This is a genomic window from Methanomethylovorans hollandica DSM 15978 (genome assembly GCF_000328665.1).
GTDB lineage: Archaea > Halobacteriota > Methanosarcinia > Methanosarcinales > Methanosarcinaceae > Methanomethylovorans > Methanomethylovorans hollandica.
The window spans coordinates 1277949-1294739 of record NC_019977.1; the positions used below are offsets into that span (position 1 = coordinate 1277949).

Below are 16791 nucleotides of genomic sequence, written 5' to 3' on the forward strand. Positions count from 1 at the left end.
TAAGTTGTAAGCGCTTCATTGACTGATAAAATGAAAATAGCTTTTGTCATACCATGGTATGGCGACATTCCAGGCGGTGCTGAAACAGAGTGTCGGCAAACTGCCGAGAACCTGCAAAAGAATGGGATGAATGTCGAAATACTAACAACCTGTGTCAAACAGTTCTTGAGTGACTGGAATACCAATCACTTTACAGAAGGCACATATAAAGAAAATGGGATCATAGTTAGAAGATTCAGCGTTCGTAAAAGGGATACCGGAAAATTCGATCAGGTCAATTTAAAGCTCATGAACAATTGTAGGATCTCGCCAGCTGAAGAGCAGATCTACATGGAGAACATGATCAATAGTGATTCTCTTTGCTCATATATCAGAGATCATATTGATGACTATGATCATTTATTCTTTATTCCATACATGTTCGGAACCACCTACTACGGTTCGCAGATACATCCTGAGAGATCGATATTGATCCCCTGTCTGCACGATGAAAGCTATGCATATATGGACGTCTTCAAAAAGATGTTCCAAGATGCAAAAGCAGTGATATACAATTCTGAACCTGAGAAAGCACTTGCAAACCAGATCTATGACATAAGAGGTCATCAAATTGTGATAGGTACAGGTATGGACACAGATATTTCATATAATGCCCGGAGGTTTCGGGATAAATATGGCATAAATAACGAATTCCTTCTGTATGCAGGAAGAAGGGATTCCGGAAAAAATGTATCCCTGCTTATAGAATATTTTTCAAAGTACAAAGGGTCTGCAGGTGGGAACCTGCAACTGGTCTTAATCGGGAAAGGAGAACTGGCCATTCCAAAGGAACATAGGCATGACATCATAGATCTGGGATTTGTTCCCCAGGAGGATAAGTTCGATGCTTATGCGGCTGCAACATTGTTCTGCATGCCTTCAATAAATGAGAGTTTCTCTATCGTATTGATGGAGGCATGGCTGTGCGGCACACCTGCGTTGGTGCATGCGGGCTGTGCAGTAACTAAAGACCATTGCATCAAAAGCAACGGTGGATTGTATTTCGATAATTACGATGAATTTGAAGGATGCCTTCAATATTTCCTTCAAAATCCTGGAAAACGTGATATCATGGCTCAGAATGGAAAAGAGTATGTTCTCAGGAACTATAGCTGGGATACCATAGTGCAGAAATATAAGAGATTTTTAGGCGTGATCTAAAATGGAGATTCATCAGATCCTGCCAACTATATCTCCCTGCGATGCCATTGGAAATGAAGCGTTCGTTATACGGGATATACTTCGCAACTGGGGTTACAGATCAGAAATATTTGCACAGAACATACATCAATCAATCAATTCTGTAAATCAGTTATCCGAACATAAAAAAAGATCTTCTAAAAAAAATGTGCTTATATATCATTTTTCCATAGGTTCCGATGTTTCAAAGTACGTGATGAATGCTCCTGATAGAAAGATACTCCTGTATCATAACATAACACCACCTCATTTTTTCTATAATGTCAATGATAATCTTGCATTGATCCTAAGTAAAGGAAAAGAAGAACTAAAACAGCTTGTCGGTAAAATAGACGTGGCTCTGGGTGATTCGGAATACAATCGTATAGAGCTGCAAGATATCGGTTATAATAGGACGGGAGTACTTCCCCTGCTCATAGATCTTGAAAAGTATGACAGATATAACCAAGGACTGATCACCAGGTATGATGATGGCTGGACCAATATTCTTTTTGTCGGGAGAACAGCACCCAATAAAAAACAGGAAGACATCATCAAATGTTTCTATTATTACAAGGCCATAAACCCACGTTCCAGGCTCTTTTTAGTTGGCGGGTTCAATGGCTGTGAAGTTTACTATGATCAGTTGCAGAATTTAATAAAAAGATTGGGAATAAAGGATATACACATAATAGGGATGGCTGATTTCCCAGACCTTGTATCTTATTACATGCTTGCACATATGTTCCTTTGCATGAGCGAGCATGAAGGTTTCAGTGTGCCTTTGATCGAAAGTATGCATTTTGGTGTTCCGATAATTGCCTATAGTTCAACAGCTGTGCCTTATACATTGGGTGGAGCCGGCATTTTGGTCAATAGGAAATGCTATCCTGAAATAGCAGAAATGATCAATTTGGTCGTTACAGATGAGAAGCTCCGTGAAAGGATAATAGCAAAACAGAACATCAGATTAAAGGACTTCGCTTATAAAAGAACAATGGATGTGTTCAGAGAACAGCTAAATAAGGTGATCCACGAGTGTTAGAAATAAAGAGCGGTGGCCCTGAAGCACTTCTTAACAAAAAGACAGCTCTTTCCTCCAATGGCGATAAAGAGAAAATACCATATAAGATAGCATTCGTAGTTCAAAGATACGGACTTGAGATCAACGGCGGTGCGGAGTACCTTTGCAGAGAAGTGGCCGAACATCTTTCAAAGTACTTTGATATAAATGTCATTACCACATGCGCCATCGATTATGTTACATGGAAAAATGAGTATGATGCAGGGGAAACATGCATAAATGGCGTATCAGTTAAGAGGTTTCCTGTCGACTTTCCCAGAGATCTAAAACGTTTTAACAAATGCTCAGAGAAGGTCTTATGCAAAGTTCATTCATTTGATGAAGAGACAGAGTGGATGAAACTGCAAGGCCCTTACTCTACTGAACTTTTTAAGTTCATCGGGGACAGTAAGGATGATTACGATCTTTTCTTCTTTTTCACGTATCTGTATTGCACAACTTTCTTTGGCCTTCCGCTGGTGGCCGACAAAGCTATCCTGGTCCCTGCTGCACACGATGAGCCTCCTGTTTATCTATCTATCTTTAACGAGACATTCCACATTCCCAGAGCTATAATGTACAACACGAAGGAAGAGAAAGATTTTGTGATCCGGCACTTTGGGAACGGACATGTACCTTATGATATAGCTGGCTCCGGGGTTTCCCTTTCTGAAGAGGCGCACAGCAGTAATTCCCCTAAAGAGATCATTAAAGAGGATTTCATAACCTACATGGGTAGAATAGACGAATCCAAGGGATGCGGGGAATTATTTGACTTTTTCCGAAGGTATAAAAAAGAAAAACCTTCATCCATTAAACTCGTAGTACTGGGAAAAGCTGTTATGAAAATACCTTCACATCCGGATATTATCTACCTTGGTTTTGTATCCGAAGAAGAAAAGTACAATATTCTCAAAAATTCCAAAATACTTATAATGCCATCTAAATACGAGAGCTTATCCATGGTATTGCTGGAAGCATGGTACTGTTGGAAGCCTGTTCTGGTCAATGGACAGTGTGACGTACTCAAAGGGCAATGTATCCGAAGCAATGCCGGTCTGTGGTACGAGAACTATGATGAGTTCAGCGCATGTCTTAACCTATTACTTGCTGATGAACACTTAAGAGACCAGCTCGGAGATAAAGGCAGGCAATTTGTGGATATGCATTATAGCTGGGAAACCATTGAGAAAAAGTATCTCAACCTTATCGAAAGGGTCATTTGATCTTAGAACGATTCTTGTATCTTCTTTGCAAGCTGTGCCAGATTCTCAGTACCCGGATCCGTTGCCACTATATCGTGCATTGATCCGCCGTTATCTCCTGCCTTACGGGGAATTATGTGGACATGCACATGCGGTACACTTTGTCCGGCGACTTCACCTACGTTCATACCGATGTTCATGCCATCCAGACCAAAAGCCCTGGAAACAGCTTTTGAAATGATATTCACTGAGCAGAAGAGATCAGATGCATCTTTTTCGTGCATTTCAGTGAACAGACTGATATGCTTTTTCGGCATCACTATTGTATGCCCTTCGGAGCACGGATAGACGTCAAGGAAAGCAAACACGCAATCATCTTCATAAACTTTATATGATGGAATCGACCCTGAGAGTATCTTGCAAAAAATGCATTCCATGTAACATCGCCTCAATCAAAATTTATCTCACTCATATAAGATAAATATAACGCAATATACCCCGCCAGAAAACAGATATTTCTGTTATAGTTTAGGTTTTTTCAGTTTATGCTGCTTGCATTAAGGCAAGAAAGTATCATGCAGCCATTGCAGGTGATCCAAAAGTAATATTCTGGAAGGCCACACTCATATATCTGTCATCAACACTATTTTCAACGTCCTGAGGTCTCAAATAACCTTCAGGTACATAGAAACGCACAACGTTCATTCCCTTTTCAAGATGTAAAGTTGTTTGGACATCACTGAATGTTGTGGAAGATACATTCACTCCATGCTCCAACAGACCGTTCGTATACATCTCAAGATTTACAGATCTACCATAGCTGATCGCTCTGAAATCAAGAGATGTATTCATATTTTCCGATGAGTATATTGCTATTGTTGCATTATTTGAAGTCCAGCGGGTGGGTATGCCACCCCAGTCCTCAATTTCATACCAGTTACTTAATAATAGCACTGGATTGCTGGCCGTTTCAATATTGCTATCACTAATGCTTATCCATACTTTTTCCGGGGAAGATACCGACAATTTATAAACATAGCTCTTTTTGTCATTATACACAGGTTTCATTTCCGTAAGGACCAAATAATTCACTTCATCTTCTTTCAGGTCCATATCATACTCCTGCTTCCCCAGTTTTAAGGAGACTGAAGTATCTTTGTCCTGTGCACCTATTACAATTGATATAACATCCGTTTTATTCTCTGACCTTAGTAATAAATTCGTAGAGCCATTGATCATAAAAACATTTTCTGATAACTTACTGTTCTCATCCACAGCATACACTTTGAGATCTCCTGTTATATGGTCACGCTCCCAGAAGGGAAGATAGTTCAATTGAGTATATTCGATTGGTAAATAGGAGTATGGAAAACTGGTCTGATGGATCGAGGGATTAGCCGAATTTCCGATAGGATCTAAAATTACCGGATTTAAGGTTACACCTGCGAGTAAAGTAACTAACAACAACTGTTTTAAATTAACTTTTGGGATCAAAAATAAAAATAACGGATATACGTAAAAATATCTGTTGCCAACGGCATGAGTGCCGCCCCAGTAATTGTATCCGACAATTATAGCAAAGAATAAGATGTATAGCACAATTCCTGTGGCTATGAGGATCTTATCTGTGTTGGAATTAATATAATCCTTAATCTCACTTGTTTTTGTAGAAAAGTGCCTAATGTTAGTGTAATTATTATTATTATTATTATTATTATGATTATTATGATTATGATTATGATTATGATTATGATTATGATTATGATTATGATTATTAGTAGTAGTATTAGTATTAGTATTACTACTACTACTACTGCTATAACGATTACTACTATTAGTATTGCTTTTAGTTTTATGGTAAGCAAATTTTAAAACGGGTATAGCTGAGAGAAGTACAAATGGATAATACCAGAACATTCCTGTAAAACTGCCAAAGAAATAGTAGAATAAATTGTAGGGGATGATCTTGATATTATTAGTATTGATCAGAGCATCAATATTGCTTTGAGATACGCTAAATAGTGACCTGCCAATTTCATTGACGCTGTCATATCCTCCAACAAATGGGAAATTTTGTGCATAATACAATCTATTCCCACCATAGAAGGAAAATGTTTCTGCGTGCATGAAAAAATAACCATATACTACAACAAGAGGCAGTGCAAATACAATGGCCATCAAAGAAGCAGTATGGTACCTTTTGCTATATAATTCATAGAAAAACAGCGGGACAAAAAAGACCATATTTGGGACTTTTGCTGCAACTGCAATACCAAATATAAAAGAAGAAATAAAAAGATATTTAGGATCATTGCTTCTGAAATATGTTATCCATAAAAACATACCGCTCATTAAAAGGAACATATTATAGATCTCTGCATGCAGCCAGAAGATATAAACGAAGGCTGCAGAGAGAAAAAAGTACAGTGCGGATATTGCCAGTGCAATTTTATCTTCATTTTGTTTTTGCAAATAACGGTAACCGATCAGGATCATTGAGAAAAACATTAATCCATTAAGTAGCAGAACCCCGTTTATCCCGAATAATTTATAGAATGGAACTGCAAACATCGCAAATGTGAATTCCTTTCCGTAATAATATTCCCCATCATCGGTTTTTATTAAAAACATGCCAGCAGGAATGAAATTATCTTCTAAGGCCCTATTAATGTCCTTTGACTCATAGCGTATATCAAAGTCATTAGATATACTCTGTATTTGCATGTAGTAAGTACCTGCATCCGCCCAGCGATAGACTGGAGCATGCATTGTTGCAAGTACAAGGAATAATAACACTGAGGCAAGTATGATCTTAACATAATGAGCTCGAGTTATTTTTCTTAAATAGTGGAAAGAAATAAAAAAACCTCCGATCAACCATCAGTATCTGAACCAGAGATAAGAACCGAGATATATAAAGGTATGTTTATTTTTGATGACTAGATAACCCTAATATACTTGCCAGATAATAGGTCATCTGTTTCCGTAGTTTGTTCCGGGCAAATTTGTATAATGGAAGAGTAGAAAAAGGATTAACGAGATAAAATTATGGATAAAAATGCTATCAGGATCATTTTTGCAATGGTTGTTTCATTAACTCTTCTTTTTATATTATATTCACAAATTGATATTGACGATATTCTTTATACAATTGGCCTGCTAGACCCATTTTATCTCTTAATTGCATTTATGCTGTATGTAGGCAATTATTTTTTCAGATCTCTGCGCTTTTACCTGCTCCTGGAAAAGAAGATCAGTTTGAGAGACCTATTTACAGTTGTCTGTGTCCACAATATGACAAATAATATTTTCCCGGCAAGAACAGGAGAATTGTCTTATATCTATCTTTTAAAAAAGATCCATTACAAAAAAATAGAAGAAGGCATAGCATCATTGCTGATCGCACGTTTTCTTGACTTTGTTTCTATAATGGTTTTATTTCTGATGGCAACCTATACCATTGGGAATCTGACTCCGGCAACCATGCACTTAGTATGGATAATAACATTTTTTATGTTGTCATTGATCATGTTATTCGTGATGTTTGTGCATTTTGGAAAGAAAGTGCCTCAACTTTTCAGAGCTATTGCTTTTCGATTAAAACTAGATCATATCAATCTCATTTCTTTGTTATTGGATAAAACCGATGGAACAATAGAGAGGCTTCAGCTGCTCAAGAATTATGAAAAGGTTTTTTTGCTCAAATTGATAATGGTTTCCCTGACCATCTGGCTTTTAATGTATTCTTTCAATTTCCTTCTTGTGCGTGCAATGAATATTGATCTGAATTTTATGCTCGTGGTTTTTGCAACTTCCTTCGCAATATTTACAACTGTTTTACCGATCCAGGGCATTGGTGGATTCGGAACTCTTGAAAGCGGATGGGCTATAGGTTTTATAACAGTGGGTCTGTCAAAGGATGTTGCGATCAGTTCCGGGCTGATCTACCATACGATCATATTGATATATTTCCTTCTTCTGGGTATTTGGGGAACTATGCTGATAAAAAAGAGATTCAGGAATGAACAGAATCACTTATTATAGGATGGTTTTTTGCATACGGCGATCAATGAAAGACCAACAGGAAAACTAACATTGTTTTCAACAGTTGAGAACCACTTGTTTAAGAAACCATAATAAAAAGGAGCCTTATTTCTATATCTGAATTCTTCATTTATTTGTTTTTTCAGCACTTTTTCAGAGATAATTACAGGCAGAAATCCCAGAAAATTCCAATACCTCATTTTCATGACCGTTAATCCGGAACTTTCAATCAATTTAACTAGGTCCTCCCTGTTATATCGCCTGTAATGTCCTATTTCTTTATCGCGGATTCCATAGAGGAAACTAAAAGCTGGAACAGAAACAATGATGATAGCTTCTTCCTTTAACGTATAGGCTAAATTATTTAAAGCTGTTTGGTCATCATTTATGTGCTCAAGAACATCAAGACAAATGATCGTATCGTAGACGTCGCGTCCAAGGGATTTTACATCCATCAGATCCATAGTATGAAGACTGGCAGTTCTATCGTTTTGTTCAAGTATTTTGTGTGTAAATGAAGTTAATTCATCAACACAATCAATGGCGGTAACTTGATATCCCTCATTGAGCAGGCTTAAAGTCATGTGCCCGGTACCACAACCGGCATCCAGAACAGAATGACCTGTCACATACTTTTTTACAAGTAAACGCAAATTTTCCCATCTGAAGTCTCTTTTTCCAGACTCATGGATCTTTTCAAGATGACTTGCTATATTTGAATTCATCCCACTCATCCTATTGTTCAGCCCTTAAGTTGTTTGTGATGTTATTTATAAGAATACATATTTTCAGAGACCGGTTTCCGGTTCAAAACTATCGTATTTGATGATGTAGTCATCATTGTTCCTGTTGTGCGTCATCAGTTCTCCTATCAATCCAAGAGAGATCAACTGCACCCCTGTTACGATAAGTACGATCCCAAGCATTAGCAAAGGCCTGTCACCTATTTTGATACCTCTGATCCATAAAGAGGATAAATAGCCACCTATCAGTATCCCGGATAGACAGAGAAGGAAACCCACAGTACCAAATATGTGAAGAGGTCTTTTTTTGTAAGTCCCTAAAAATGTAACGGTAATAAGATCCAGAAATCCTTTTAATAACCTTTCGATCCCATATTTCGATTTTCCATACTTTCTTGCATGATGATCAACTTTGATCTCGCCAACAGTATATCCTTTCCAGTGTGCAAGTACAGGGATGTATCGATGGAATTCCGCATATACATGTATATTTTTCACAACATAACTTCTGTATCCTTTATATCCGCAGTTAAAGTCGTGGATTTTTATACCTGTCAATATTTGTGTTAGTTTATTAAATATTTTAGAAAAAGCTCTTTTGCTCATTGTGTCTTTTCGTTCGAATTTCCAACCGGAGACCATATCATATTCTTTGAGAGCAACCAGGAATTGTGGGATCTCTTTTGGATCATCCTGTAAGTCTCCATCCATAGTAATGATATATTCTCCCCTCGCTTCTCTAAAACCACAAGAAAGAGCTGCAGCTTTTCCATAGTTCCGCTGGAATTGCAGTATTCTGAGATACTCGTCTTGTATACTCTTAAGTTTTTCAAAAGTTTTATCAGTAGAACCATCGTCTATAAATATAATTTCATAGGTCAGATTCAATGTAGGAATTATATTCTTGAGTGCTTCGTGCAACCAAATTACATTCTCTTCCTCATTATGAACCGGAATTACTATGGAAAGATTCGTTTTTTTCGACATGAAAAGCTTCCTTCTATTTCAATGACTAAAAAATGTGGCAAACATAAGTTCGGTTGATGGTAACTATTAATACGTCTTAAAAGTATCTATTATAATCTTCTGAAGTGTTTCCATGATATAATAACTAATTAGCTGCAAGCCTGATCCCCACAACTTTTATTTCAAAATGCAGCACCTCATCCGCCAGTGGATGGTTCATGTCCAGTGTCACAGTATCCTCAGTGATAGCTGTTATAGAGGCTGGCATTTTGGACCCATCCGGCAGGCTTACCAGCAGCATGGTTTCCTCCGTTAACCTCTCATTATTGGGAATGGAAACCCTGGGAATAGTTTCCACCAGATTCTTACTGTATTCTCCATAACCTTTGGAAGGTTCAAGTCTTATGGTCTTTTTATCGCCGATCTCCATATTCAAAACAGCTTCCTCGAAACCCTGTAATACCTGACCGCCACCAACCTTGAACTCCAGAGGACCACCCTGACTTTCAGAGCTGTCGAAAATTCCCCCGTTATCAAGAGTACCAACGTACTCTACCGCAACTATATCGCCTAGCTTTACGCCCAAAAATACCATTCCTTCTGAGTAAAAAATCAACTTTTGCTTATCTATATATTATAGAGCCTGCACATTTATAATGCTTTGCGATTTTGTTTATCAGAAGGAATGCATGCAATAAAATTGAAGAAAAAAAGAAGAAAGAGATTTGAAGAAAAAAAATTGCAGCAAAGATTTCACTTACTTGTTCCTTTTATATTGATCAGACCGGTTACCGGATCTGCGGACTCATATCCCACATGTTTTCTCTCCAGGTTGCTGCGGATGGCAGAATCAATTATATGTACCAGGTCTGGTTTACTTAGCAGTGTAACAGCTGAAAGGAACTTTAGCTGATTAGGGTCCTGTCCCGAACTTTCAAGTAGCTCTACCATAGGATACCCCTGAGAAGATGTCAGACTGCCTTTGACCAGATCTTTTCCTAAACTCAGGGAGATCTTCACATGACCTATAAATAAAGGATTGAGCAATTCGATCTTTTCCTTTACTTCTTCCAGTATTTTAAGGATCATAGCTGCCATATCTTCCCTGTCCAGATCCTTAGTATCAAGGGAATATTTTCCCGAATGACTAGATACCTGGGAAAGTTCAATGGAATTCCTGTTCTCGCCTTCCTGGCGGGCAGTTCCCTCTCCTGCCAGCAGGTCTATGAACCTCATGAACTGTGCATCTGCCCGTCTGGCAGAGAATTCCACGATAAGAGCATCCGGATTGAGATCCATTAGCTTCCCGGTTACACTGACCAGAGTTTCCCTGTCCACAAGATCGATCTTGTTCACACATAGTATCTCAGCTTCCTTTATCTGTGTCACTATAAACTTCGGTACCTGGGACAGTTCCACATTTAACCTGCTGGCATCCACGATAGTCACCACCGGAGCAAACGAAAGTTCAGGTAATTCCATCAAAGCCACATGTTCCTTTATCTGCAAGGGAAGGGCAATACCAGTGGGCTCGATGATCAGAACATCCGGATCGTATTCCTCTTCCAGGGTCTGCAGTGTGTACTCCATGCTGATCTTAAGTGTACAGCAGATACATCCGCTTGTAAGCTCCCTTGCAATAAGTCCGGACCCTGCTAAAGTTTCTCCATCTACTCCCACTTCTCCGATCTCGTTTACTATTATAGCAACCCTGTGGCCCTTTTCCACCATATGTCTTCCAAGGCTGAGCAATGTTGTCGTTTTTCCGCTTCCAAGAAATCCACCAATGATTATAACTTTCATTATAACACCTTTGCATTTTTTTCACAGTATAAAGCATTATAGAGCATTTTCTTATTCCTGCCATGGAGGCAATTCCACATGCACTGTGGTCCCCATGCCCTCTTCGCTCTCTATCCAGATATTTCCCCCATGTGCTTCCACTATGGTCCTGGAGATGTATAATCCCAATCCTGTACCTCCATATCTTCTGCTCGTCGAAGAATCGACCTGGTAGAATCTCTGGAACAGATGAGGGATATGATCCGCAGGTATGCCTATACCTGTATCCTTAACCTCTATATGAACCCCATTGGGGATTTTTCTTGCAGCAACAATGACCAGACCTCCCTCGGAAGTGAACTTAAGAGCATTATCAATGAGATTTGTCAGCACATCCGTCAGCTTATCCTTATCTGCTCTGACCGGCGGGATATCTTCCATCTCTGTGCGAAGGATAATACCCTTGTTCTTTGCCTGAAGAAGCAGATCATTGATACAATTATTGATAATGTCCGCAAGTTGAAGCTTTTCGAAATAGTAACTCATTCTTCCGACCTGCGCTCTGCTAAGGTAAAGCAGCGAGTCCACAAGACGCCGCAGCCTGTCTGAATTGCGAATAACAGTATCCATAGCTTTTTTTTGCTGGTCATTAATATCACCAAGTGTCCCGTCAAGAATAAGCTGGCTGTATCCCCTGATAGACGTGAGGGGGGTCTTGAACTCGTGGCTTACATTGGAAAGGAACTCATCCTTCATGCGATCCAGGGATTTGAGTTCCTCGTTGACCTTTGAAAGCTCCTCATTTGCCTTAGCCAGATCTTCAGCATATTTTTTAAGGCTGTCCTCTGCTCTCTTGCGCTGGACCTGACGCCACATGCCAGCCATGAGCAGTGTCAACTGACGTACATCAGCCTCATCATAATCTGTTTTCTTATTGCCGACTCCTGCTACTGCTACTATCCTGTTGCCATCAAAGACAGGAATGTTCATGTGCCTCGTTATTTTCACATGTTTTGGGGGATATCCTTTCTTCCATGGATTAGGCGCATCATAATCATTAGTGATAACGGGCTTACGCTGCCTGATAGCTTCACCCCATAGTCCGATAGATACCACCGGATAATCTATATTAAGATCTGCCAGGTTACATTCTTCCATGGCGCTCTTGGACCAGGAGCTTTTTGACCATGAATACATAGAAAACACTGTCTGCTCCTCGTTAAGGAATGCCAGATATCCCAGTTTGCTCTGGGTTAGCCTTACTGCCTCCTCCTGAGTGAAATCCGCTATTTCCTTCAGAGAAGCATCGTTCATCTGACCTAGCTCCAGCAGAGCCTGCAATCTGAACTCATCGAGCTTCAAAGCCTCTTCGGCTTTTTTCCTTTCAGTGATGTCCTCAAATATCCCAATACCTCCAAGAAGCTTGCCATCGGGAGATATATTGGGACTAAAATCAGCCTTTATAGAGGTTAACTTACTGCTTATAACTGATCTGTATTCCCCTTCATAGTGTCCCAGTTGCCTTGAAAGTACTGCCTGCACAGCCTCAGCCATCTTTTCATCTTCTATGGAGGTGACCATGTTGAAACCTATGAGCTTATCCCTTGCAGTACCCACGATCTTCAGAAACATGTCGTTACAGTGCGTGATAGTTCCCTTATCATCAAAGTGAAATATGCCAAGAGGAGAGTTCTCGAATATCAGATGATATTTCTCCTCAGCTGCAAGCAAAGCCTCTTCTGACCTTTTCCTTTCTGTGATATCTTCTACTGTTCCCACCATACCTTCATATTTGCCGGAGCTATCAAAAAGAGGGTAGAGTACACCACTCTGATACAGCAGGCCTTCCTCCGGGTTCAAGAATGGCAAAAGATCATAAGTTATAGGTTTTCTGGTATTCTTTGCTGTGTGGAACATGCTTAGGAAATTCTCCCCTGCATCGATAGCCATATCCTTTACGTAATCGAGCAAATCATTTCCGAATACCTGTTCTGCGGAAAGTCCGGAAATAGCTTCCATCCCCGGATTAAAGAAGATGACCCTGTCATTTTTATCTATAACCCACAAGCCTGTCCATATTCTGTCAAGTATTCTGCTATAAAGGCCAAGTTTTTCAGAACACTGGTCATCTGTCTGATCCTTATTCTGATGCTTATCTTGGTGTGTGCTTATGAATGACCACCTTCTTTGCTTTTTCAACATTACTTCATCATACAGTTCCAGTACATCCAGTATCTGGGAACTTGAAAGTGCATCCAATGGAAAAGCACGTATCAGGATAGCACCATTATCCTTGATTATCTGGTGCACATCTTTTTCATGAGATAAAAAAACTGGCCACTCGTCCTTAGTTATTGCTACAGGGCACGACATAATCCTAAGCCCTGTATATCCTGCATTTATTGCTTTCTCACTGGCTTGTTTCAGTTCCTCCGATCCCGGAAGATCAATTGGTTCTGAAGCAGATCCTGAGATATTGCATGGTATTAGCTGCAGTTGCCCTTTCATCATGAGGTCATATACATCCATGCCAGCCTCTGTAAAGGCATCAATGGATTCTTCTGCCAGCCTTGACGGCAGATAAATGACACAGCTTTTATTATGATCTATACCAACTTGCACATAGTTTGTCACTATGTCAATTAACTCAAAAGTAGCATCATAGAGCAGAGCTATATGGCCCCGGGGTTCCAGCCGCAGCATTATGTCTGTATGTACCATCTTCCTCTACAATCCGTTCTCTTTATTAAATAATAAATATGTTGAATGTGATCGCTGATTCTGTGCATAGATCAGCCAGCATAGTATATCCTGTATATCCGGCCCTCGTTATCATCACTCACAAACAGAGAACCGTCATCACTGACTATTACATCAACAGGTCTGCCAATTACATTGTCTCCCTTAAGCCAGCCTGTAGCAAAATCATGAACTGTCAGATCGTTCATGTTAATACGCACTACTTTATAACCTGTGGGTTCCTGCCTGTTCCATGAACCATGGAAACATACGAACATATTCCCGAAATATTCTGCAGGGAAAGAATTGCCATAATAGAAATTAAGTCCCAGAGGAGCCGAATGAGCCTGGAGGTCTATAAGGCTGGGCGTCGAATCCTCGCATGGGTTCCGGATGTATGTGTTCTTATCGAAATCAGTGTCGTGTATACTTTTGCCGTAGCATACAGGCCACCCATAATCTTTACCTTGTTCCACCAGATTTATCTCATCCGGCGGCAGATCATCACCCAGCCAATCCCTGCTATTCTCGGTAGCATATAACTTGCCTGTGACAGGATGAAAAGCCATGCCAACGGCATTTCTCATGCCTGAGGAGAACACTGTACAATTGTTACCGTTCAGATCACAGCGTGTTATGGCTGCTCTTCTTATGTCCGTTTCGTAGCATGCATTGCATGAAGAGCCCATGCTCATGTACAGACTGCCATTGTGAACTTTTACCGTTCTTGTAGCATGGCCGCCAGTGGGAATATTGTCTATCAGTACTTCAATGGTCTCCTTTTCCGCAATAAAGTTATTGTCAGCATCTTTTACTCTGATAAGCCTGTCCTCTTCAGCTATATAGAACCAGCCATCGGAATAGTCCAGGCCATGAGGGCGGTTCAAGCCATCTATGAACACTTCCGCACTATCTGCCTTATGATCTTTGTTCAGATCAGGAAGTACTGCTATCAGACCTTTGTTTGGAATTGACACCATAAGCATGCCATCTTTAAGCAGCATCATGCGAGGACCAGGAGCAGGGCCCGGATAAGATATAAGACTATCACCGAGACCATCAGCAAAAACTTCTATTCTGAAACCGGGGGGCAGCTCGATATCAGCAGGATCATCATCGATCACAGAAGGCCGCACACCCAGCTGACTGTAACCAGCCCATAGTATAATAAGCGCAATAAGGCCAATAATTCCCAGATAGCTCCATTTCATACATAGCACCTACTCTTACCAAAGTACTACTTGAACTCGATCTACAATGTATACAATATAATTGTCTCACAGAGATATTGGGTTGTGCAGATAATAAAAAGTTTGCCCAGGATGATGCTTGAGAAGATAGAGAACATATATTTACTAAAAAACATTATTCTGGTCAGATGTTCAAGAAAGCACGCAGATATTTTACAATTGTCCGTGTATTCATCAAATATAACCTGTTTTTCCTGCTTTACAAGGATATAAAAAGTAATTATATATCTAACAGTAAATGCACCTGTAGCCTTGATATTGAAAATCGTGGAGGTGCAGCAAAGCTTCGTGATGCTTTTGAGGAGCTGGGACCAAGTTTCATAAAACTCGGCCAGATGCTTAGCAGGCGGCCAGATCTTGTTCCAAGGACATATGTAATTGAACTGCAAAAGCTGCAGGACAAAGTGAAGCCACTTGATTTCAACCGGATGAGACCTTCTTTTGAAACCGGGTGCGTATGCAATGCTCTTGGCAAGACGGGGGAACATACGGGTGTTAATTATGGAGTTCAGGACATACTTGAGGTATTTGAAGAATTTGACACTCAACCCATTGCAAGCGCCTCCATCGGACAGGTGTACAAAGGTGTATTGGACGGGAAGAAAATAGCTGTGAAAATATCCCGTCCCGGCCTCATTGACATCATAAACCTTGACCTTGCCATCATCGATGACATGAAGCCCCTGATAGTAAAGATCGCTGGCCTCGGAAATAATTTTGATGTGGATGCGTTCCTGAGGGAATTCAGGGAAGTGCTTACCAGTGAACTGGATTACAGGATAGAAGCCCGGAATATGATCCGGTTCTATGACAATTTCAAAGACGATGAGAATGTTTTGATCCCCGGGGTATATACCGATTACAGCCGGGAAAGTATCCTTGTAATGGATTTTGTAGAAGGTGTGCAGGTCAAGGACCTGGAAGATGTGGATCAGGCTACCAGGACGCACTATGCTAAGCTAATTGCTGCCAGTTATCTGAAACAGGTATATATCGATGGATTCTATCATGCCGATCCGCATGGCGGAAATATTCTCGTAAAGGACGGAAAAATAGCCTTCATCGATTTTGGTGCAGTGGGTAAGCTGGACAACGAGCTTAAGCGTGATATGCTTAACCTGTTCTACGGAGTATATGCCGAAAATGTGGAGATAGCTTCGGATGCGTTCCTGAAGATAGGGAAGCTGCGTAAAGAAGAAGTGGATATCGGCAGGTTCAGACGGGACATGGACGATCTGATAGCTGACCAGAAATATGGACTTGGAGAAAGGCAGAGCGATAATTATGCAAAGATCGCTCTGAAATATAACATGTCCCTGCCAAGTGAGTTCTCCACTCTGGAAAAAGCATTGCTGCTTATAGAATCTGTTTGTTTGGACCTTGATCCGAAATTTAATCTGCTGGACGGAGCAAAACCTGTTGTCTCCGAGGCCATAAGGAATCGGTATGCTCCGAAAAAGGCTTTTGAAGCCATTCAGCTTGAAGGGGACAGATATCTGGAGATCTTCAGGAACTTCCCTGCAGGTGTCAATGATGTCATTGAGACCATCCGGGGATACAGATTCGAAAAACTCCAGGAAAGCACATACAAGATGAAAAGATACCGGCTGCTTGACAGATTGACCAGGAACCTGTTCCTGGCAGTGGTAGCTCTGGTTTCGACCTACCTGATAATACTGGGAGAAACTAACACAATGCTCCTGGGAACGATAGGATTTTTGGCATCCCTTTTCTTAAGCGTGCTTATGTTCCAGAAATGATGAACAAAGAAAGTGGGGCTA

13 protein-coding genes are annotated in these 16791 nt (G+C 40.3%); 5 read left to right on the forward strand and 8 right to left on the reverse strand.

Annotation, left to right across the window (positions count from 1 at the left end):
- Positions 1 to 18: 18 nt before the first annotated feature.
- The 3 genes from METHO_RS06160 to METHO_RS06170 are packed head-to-tail and all read left to right on the forward strand — an operon-like array spanning position 19 to position 3507.
- Entirely contained in the window at positions 19 to 1200 is a 1182-nt protein-coding gene (locus tag METHO_RS06160) for a glycosyltransferase family 4 protein (RefSeq protein WP_245546253.1), read from the forward strand.
- A gap of 1 nt (position 1201) precedes the next feature.
- Positions 1202 to 2263, forward strand: a complete 1062-nt coding sequence (locus METHO_RS06165; RefSeq protein WP_015324678.1) for a glycosyltransferase — start codon at positions 1202 to 1204, stop codon at positions 2261 to 2263.
- The gene (locus METHO_RS06170; protein ID WP_015324679.1) at positions 2257 to 3507 is read left to right on the forward strand and encodes a glycosyltransferase family 4 protein; all 1251 of its coding nucleotides are present in this window, start codon (positions 2257 to 2259) and stop codon (positions 3505 to 3507) included. Before METHO_RS06165 ends, METHO_RS06170 begins: the two co-directional genes overlap by 7 nt.
- Positions 3508 to 3509: 2 nt before the next feature.
- On the opposite strand, the gene METHO_RS06175 is transcribed toward METHO_RS06170, so the two are convergent.
- Together METHO_RS06175 and METHO_RS06180 are read right to left on the reverse strand one after the other, a co-directional pair.
- The gene (locus METHO_RS06175; protein WP_015324680.1) at positions 3510 to 3923 is read right to left on the reverse strand and encodes an HIT family protein; all 414 of its coding nucleotides are present in this window, start codon (positions 3921 to 3923) and stop codon (positions 3510 to 3512) included.
- Between the two features lie 136 nt (positions 3924 to 4059).
- Entirely contained in the window at positions 4060 to 6210 is a 2151-nt protein-coding gene (locus tag METHO_RS06180; RefSeq protein WP_156811049.1) for a hypothetical protein, read from the reverse strand.
- 324 nt (positions 6211 to 6534) lie between these two features.
- Here METHO_RS06180 and METHO_RS06185 point away from each other — a divergent pair, with 324 nt between their 5' ends.
- Positions 6535 to 7530 (forward strand): lysylphosphatidylglycerol synthase transmembrane domain-containing protein, encoded by a 996-nt coding sequence (locus METHO_RS06185; protein ID WP_015324682.1) that lies wholly within the window; start codon positions 6535 to 6537, stop codon positions 7528 to 7530.
- Here METHO_RS06185 and METHO_RS06190 read toward each other — a convergent pair.
- From METHO_RS06190 to METHO_RS06215, 6 genes are all read right to left on the reverse strand, one after another.
- A complete protein-coding gene (locus METHO_RS06190; RefSeq protein ID WP_015324683.1) occupies positions 7518 to 8255 on the reverse strand; it encodes a class I SAM-dependent methyltransferase in 738 nt (245 codons plus the stop codon). The two genes, METHO_RS06185 and METHO_RS06190, sit on opposite strands and share 13 nt — an antisense overlap.
- 63 nt (positions 8256 to 8318) lie before the next feature.
- Positions 8319 to 9260: a glycosyltransferase family 2 protein gene (locus METHO_RS06195; protein WP_015324684.1), complete on the reverse strand. Its 942-nt coding sequence runs from the start codon at positions 9258 to 9260 to the stop codon at positions 8319 to 8321.
- 124 nt (positions 9261 to 9384) lie between these two features.
- A complete protein-coding gene (locus METHO_RS06200) occupies positions 9385 to 9834 on the reverse strand; it encodes an FKBP-type peptidyl-prolyl cis-trans isomerase (RefSeq protein WP_015324685.1) in 450 nt (149 codons plus the stop codon).
- A 158-nt stretch (positions 9835 to 9992) separates the two neighbouring features.
- On the reverse strand, positions 9993 to 11042 hold the full coding sequence (locus METHO_RS06205) for a CobW family GTP-binding protein (RefSeq protein WP_015324686.1): 1050 nt from the start codon (positions 11040 to 11042) through the stop codon (positions 9993 to 9995).
- Positions 11043 to 11093: 51 nt separating this feature from the next.
- Entirely contained in the window at positions 11094 to 13742 is a 2649-nt protein-coding gene (locus tag METHO_RS13280) for an ATP-binding protein (protein ID WP_015324687.1), read from the reverse strand.
- Positions 13743 to 13813: 71 nt separating this feature from the next.
- Positions 13814 to 14971 (reverse strand): PQQ-dependent sugar dehydrogenase, encoded by a 1158-nt coding sequence (locus tag METHO_RS06215; protein ID WP_015324688.1) that lies wholly within the window; start codon positions 14969 to 14971, stop codon positions 13814 to 13816.
- Between the two features lie 167 nt (positions 14972 to 15138).
- Between METHO_RS06215 and METHO_RS06220 the strand changes: the two genes are divergently transcribed.
- Positions 15139 to 16770, forward strand: coding sequence for an ABC1 kinase family protein (locus METHO_RS06220; protein WP_015324689.1), 1632 nt, complete (start codon positions 15139 to 15141; stop codon positions 16768 to 16770).
- The last annotated feature ends 21 nt before the right edge of the window (positions 16771 to 16791 follow it).

What these genes read in the sequence shown, in the direction of transcription:
- METHO_RS06190 (WP_015324683.1), bottom strand. Translation starts at nt 8,255, where the DNA reads ATGAATTCAAATATAGCAAGTCATCTTGAAAAGATCCATGAGTCTGGA.
- METHO_RS13280 (WP_015324687.1), bottom strand. Translation starts at nt 13,742, where the DNA reads ATGGTACATACAGACATAATGCTGCGGCTGGAACCCCGGGGCCATATA.
- METHO_RS06200 (WP_015324685.1), bottom strand. Translation starts at nt 9,834, where the DNA reads ATGGTATTTTTGGGCGTAAAGCTAGGCGATATAGTTGCGGTAGAGTAC.
- METHO_RS06175 (WP_015324680.1), bottom strand. Translation starts at nt 3,923, where the DNA reads ATGGAATGCATTTTTTGCAAGATACTCTCAGGGTCGATTCCATCATAT.
- METHO_RS06215 (WP_015324688.1), bottom strand. Translation starts at nt 14,971, where the DNA reads ATGAAATGGAGCTATCTGGGAATTATTGGCCTTATTGCGCTTATTATA.
- METHO_RS06165 (WP_015324678.1), top strand. Translation starts at nt 1,202, where the DNA reads ATGGAGATTCATCAGATCCTGCCAACTATATCTCCCTGCGATGCCATT.
- METHO_RS06220 (WP_015324689.1), top strand. Translation starts at nt 15,139, where the DNA reads ATGTTCAAGAAAGCACGCAGATATTTTACAATTGTCCGTGTATTCATC.
- METHO_RS06185 (WP_015324682.1), top strand. Translation starts at nt 6,535, where the DNA reads ATGGATAAAAATGCTATCAGGATCATTTTTGCAATGGTTGTTTCATTA.
- METHO_RS06205 (WP_015324686.1), bottom strand. Translation starts at nt 11,042, where the DNA reads ATGAAAGTTATAATCATTGGTGGATTTCTTGGAAGCGGAAAAACGACA.
- METHO_RS06180 (WP_156811049.1), bottom strand. Translation starts at nt 6,210, where the DNA reads ATGCAAATACAGAGTATATCTAATGACTTTGATATACGCTATGAGTCA.
- METHO_RS06195 (WP_015324684.1), bottom strand. Translation starts at nt 9,260, where the DNA reads ATGTCGAAAAAAACGAATCTTTCCATAGTAATTCCGGTTCATAATGAG.